We start from the raw sequence: 4,130 nt of genomic DNA, 5'->3' as shown, positions 1-4,130 counted from the left end.
CCTCGCCAGATCCGAAAGCCATTCCCGGTGGGGCTCGCAGACAAATTCGGCCCCTTCGGAAAACCCGCAATCAGTTGCTGGTTAGTTCTAAGAAAATAGTTGTTTTCAACATAAACGACACTGCCGCTCCCTATCTGCAGGGCGTTGTACTGGGTTTCGTCTGACTCGACCGCCGTGTGGCCAGTCGGTGCGGCGTCGTTATCGAAATAATTGTCGCAGGCGTGGACCCAGCCCCGCAGCAGCGGACGCCCCTTTAGGTTGGGGCCGAACTGGTTATGATGCAGCGTGACATGCAGTCTGTGCCCACCATATGCATACGAATCCTGCCGAGATGCGCCCACCACCATCGCCAGACGTTCATTGGCCAGATCCTGGTTCTTGCCCGTCCAGTCCCACAGGGGATCGGGGCGCATCGCGAGCCATTCGTTGGTGAAATAAAACCGGCTATACGAGACCGTCACGTTATCCGATGACAGCGTCACACTCATCAGATTGTCGCTCGTATCGTAGAAGGAACAATGATCGACCCATGCATTGGTGACCCGTCGCGGCGACACGCCTTCGTAGTTGATGCCGGCGTTGTTCGATGTGCCGTAGACTTGGGCGGGCAGGGCCTGTAGATCTCCGATGACACCATGAAAAGTGATGTTCCTGATCACAACATTCTGGATGTTCTCGTCTGCCGGCAGCATTTCGCCGTCGAATTTAAGCTGGACGTTTTTCAGCACCGCATTGCCACCGCTGGCGCCTTCGATCGTGGTGTTGTTCCAGTCCGTGCTGGCGAAGGTGATGGTCGTCAGTCGCGGTCCGCCGTAGATTTCTCCCTTGACTAGGATGTGGTGCTGTCGCGCGCTGAACGCAGCCAGCAGATCAGCGAGGCTGTCGACCGTGACGGCTGGATCGCCTGACCCGGTGGCCGTTGCGAAACCGCCGGTGTCCGTCGGCAGACTCGCGGTAATTGCCGTCTGATTGAAATTGGAGCGCAAGCCTGTCGCTGCTGAGGGGGCTGGCGCAGAAGACGACCCGTGCCCACCAACACAAGCGCACAGCAGATATGCGATCAATGTTGTCAGGAGCAGCCGCGGGTTCATTTCATTTCCTCCTTTCAGGAACGCACATGGCTAAGAGCCGGCAATAGGCAGGTTTCGGCACCAAGGTGCTTCCGCACCGTCAGCTTCTCTCATGTAGCTTTTTGAGTACGCCGGCGCCAATGTGCACCTTGCGGCGTGGCTGCGAGTTCGTGCCGCGCCCGATATGCACCGCCGCGCGCGGACACATGTGAAATCCATGCCCACAGGAGCGTTCGAGATTGCGCCAATGCGCTGATGCACGCGCCCAAGGCGCCATAACGCCCTGCCATTCACCGAAATCCGGCGGATGCCTGATTTCTATCAAAAAGAGCGAGGATATCGGCTTTGCTAATGAGGGTCAATCCAGAGCCCAAGCGGGGGAGGGTACTGAAGGCGGCCGAACGCTAGGGCCGTTGCACGCAGTAAACGTGATATCCGTCAAACAGCGGAAAGCTACCGTCCAGCCGAGGCGTTTTCGTACGGACTTCGATGCGAGGCCTACTCGCAAATGAACGGTCATTTTCGGCGTAGAACCGACGACTGAACGACGGAAAGACGCGCAGCTCCAAGTCGGAGCTCGACCGAACTCAACGGTTGGCCGGGCCGGCCCTGATGCGCTTCGGACTCCGCGCCGTATTCGTAGATGCTCCACCTCCACGTAAAGACCTGGATAATCTTCGTCATAATCTATCCATCAAGATGTCGAATCCTTTGTGTGGTTCGCGGCGTAGCACGCTAACGTTGCGGACGGGCTAGATTCGCCAACTGGTGAAATGCAGTATTTTGTGATACGTTGCTAACGCATCGATGTTTTTCGGCAAGTCTTGCGGTTCCCTCGCGTCCGCCCGTATCTAGGGCTGCGCTTCATTGCCCGTTGCGGTTCGACAACCCGTGTCCGCCTGTAACCGCGAAACGTGCGCGGCTCGTCGGTCAAGTGCGGACAGTCGCTGGTCGCGATTGCCGGGCAATCACGTCCAGGAGAATGTATGTCAAAGGTCGATTGGACCTATTCACGTCCGGGCACAGTTGCGTCCGCCCTGAACGCGTCGGTCCCGCGCGCGTCGAAGGTCAACCCCTTAGCGCCCCTGCAGTCGATCGACGGGATATCGCAGGACGAAGAGCAGCAGGAGCGCTGGGTTCGCGCTCTCATCCGACTCGGCAACGAGCGGGGCTACCTGACTCATGCGGAAATCAACGATCACCTCCCGGACAATTTTGCTCATACCGCGGCCATTGAAATGATTGCCAGCACGTTCAACGACATGGGCATCGCAGTCTACGATCAGGCGCCTGACGCGGAGAAGCCGTTCCTGGACGACGCGACGCCGGCAGCCACGTCGAACGACAATGCAGATCAGGAGGCCGAAGGTGCGCTTTCAACCGTCGATCCTGAATTCGGGCGCACAACTGATCCCGTTCGGATGTATATGCGTGAAATGGGTGCAACCGAATTGTTGACTCGGGCGGGCGAGACTGAGATTGCGAAGCGCATCGAAGAGGGGCTCCACGAAATGGGCTTGGCGATTGCAAGCTGCCCGCTGACCGTCTTCGCGATCCTTCGAATGGTGAGGCAGATTGAAGTCGATGAACTGCGCTTCGATGAACTGGTCGACGGCCTCAATGAAGACTCCCAAACGGTCCTTCGGTCGTTGCCAGAACAGGCTGAAACCCCGGATATTCAACAGGACAACGCTAATGGCGACGACGCGAGGAGCGACGGCGGTGAGGGCGGCGTCGTCGAAGACCGGGACATGGTGAGGGGGAGCGAACGGCGTATGAAACAGTTCACGAGAGACGGCCTCGCTATCTTTGCGCGAGTGCGTGATCTGTTGGAACAGATTTCAGAAGCCGACGCCGCGCAAGAAAACGGGCAGGTCGCCCGCGAGCGCCTTTTTGAAGCGATTCAGCGGGAGCTTGCGGCTGTTCGCTTCACGGCGCGGACTATCGATGCGCTATGCGCTGATGTGCAACAGCAAGTCGCACAGGTACGTGAGGTCGAGCGACGTATTTTGCAGATTGCCGTTGACCGGTGCGGCATGCCGCGCGCGCTATTCGTCGAGTCGTTTTTGGGACACGAAACTGATCTCGCGTGGACTGAAAACTCGGCGACGTCCCGCGATTACGGTGCGGCACTTTCACGCAGTCTACCGGAGATCCAGGCTGAACAGCAGAAGTTCATCGATATCGAGGTTAAGGTCGGCCTGCCCTTGCAAGACTTGAAGAAGATCAATCGGCAGATGATGGCGGCCGAGTCGAAGATGCGGCAAGCGAAGCGCGAGATGATCGAGGCCAATCTGCGTCTCGTGGTCTCCATCGCGAAAAAGTACGCGAACCGAGGCGTGCCCCTTCTGGATCTGATCCAGGAAGGAAACATCGGCCTGATGAAAGCCGTCGACAAATTTCAATATCGACGCGGCTGGAGGTTTTCAACTTACGCAACATGGTGGGTCAGGCAGTCAGTCACGCGTTGTCTTGCGGATCAGGCGCGCACAATCCGAGTGCCCTTGCATATGATCGAGTCAATCAACAGGCTAAACCGGATTTCGCGGGAAATTTTGCAGGAAACTGGGCACAAGGCTAATCCTGCTGCGTTGGCTCAGCGCATGGAATTATCGGAAGACAAGATTCGCTACATACTGAAGGTCATGAGGCAACCGCTATCGCTTGAGACGCCAGTGGGCGAAGATGCCGACGGTACGGTTGGCGATATGATCGAAGATCCGATGGCTGCATCCCCTGCGGATGCGGCCGTGCGCTCGAACTTGCGAGCCGCAATCGATGAAGCGCTGGATTCATTGTCGCCGCGTGAAGCGAAGGTGCTGCGGATGCGGTTCGGGATCGATACAGCGTGCGGCTACACGTTCCAGGAACTGGGCAAACAATTCGACCTGACGCGCGAACGGATCCGGTACATCGAAAGCAAGGCGATGCAAAAGCTGATGCAGCCGAATCGCGCCGACAAGTTACGGCCATTTCTCGATAATTACTAAGCCGAAACAAAGTAACCGGACATACGTCACGCCGCGTAACGGACTGACGGATGATGAAACATGGATCGGA

The 4,130-nt window shown here is 57.5% G+C and carries 2 protein-coding genes; one reads left to right on the top strand and one right to left on the bottom strand.

The window, feature by feature from the left end:
- A partial coding sequence (locus EVC45_RS43600) for a pectate lyase (RefSeq protein ID WP_248295521.1) occupies nt 1–1,091 on the bottom strand: 1,091 nt, incomplete at its 3' end.
- A 965-nt stretch (nt 1,092–2,056) separates the two neighbouring features.
- On the opposite strand from EVC45_RS43600, the gene rpoD reads away from it, so the two are divergent.
- A complete protein-coding gene (rpoD, locus tag EVC45_RS43595) occupies nt 2,057–4,060 on the top strand; it encodes an RNA polymerase sigma factor RpoD (RefSeq protein ID WP_129964233.1) in 2,004 nt (667 codons plus the stop codon).
- Nucleotides 4,061–4,130 lie beyond the last annotated feature (70 nt).

This window comes from Paraburkholderia sp. UYCP14C (genome assembly GCF_004197395.1).
GTDB lineage: Bacteria > Pseudomonadota > Gammaproteobacteria > Burkholderiales > Burkholderiaceae > Paraburkholderia.
The sequence above is the reverse complement of the archived record's forward strand: the minus strand, read 5'-3'. Positions and strand labels throughout refer to the sequence as shown.

Excerpts from the sequence above, each read along its gene's own strand:
- rpoD (WP_129964233.1), top strand. The coding sequence starts at position 2,057 with ATGTCAAAGGTCGATTGGACCTATTCACGTCCGGGCACAGTTGCGTCC.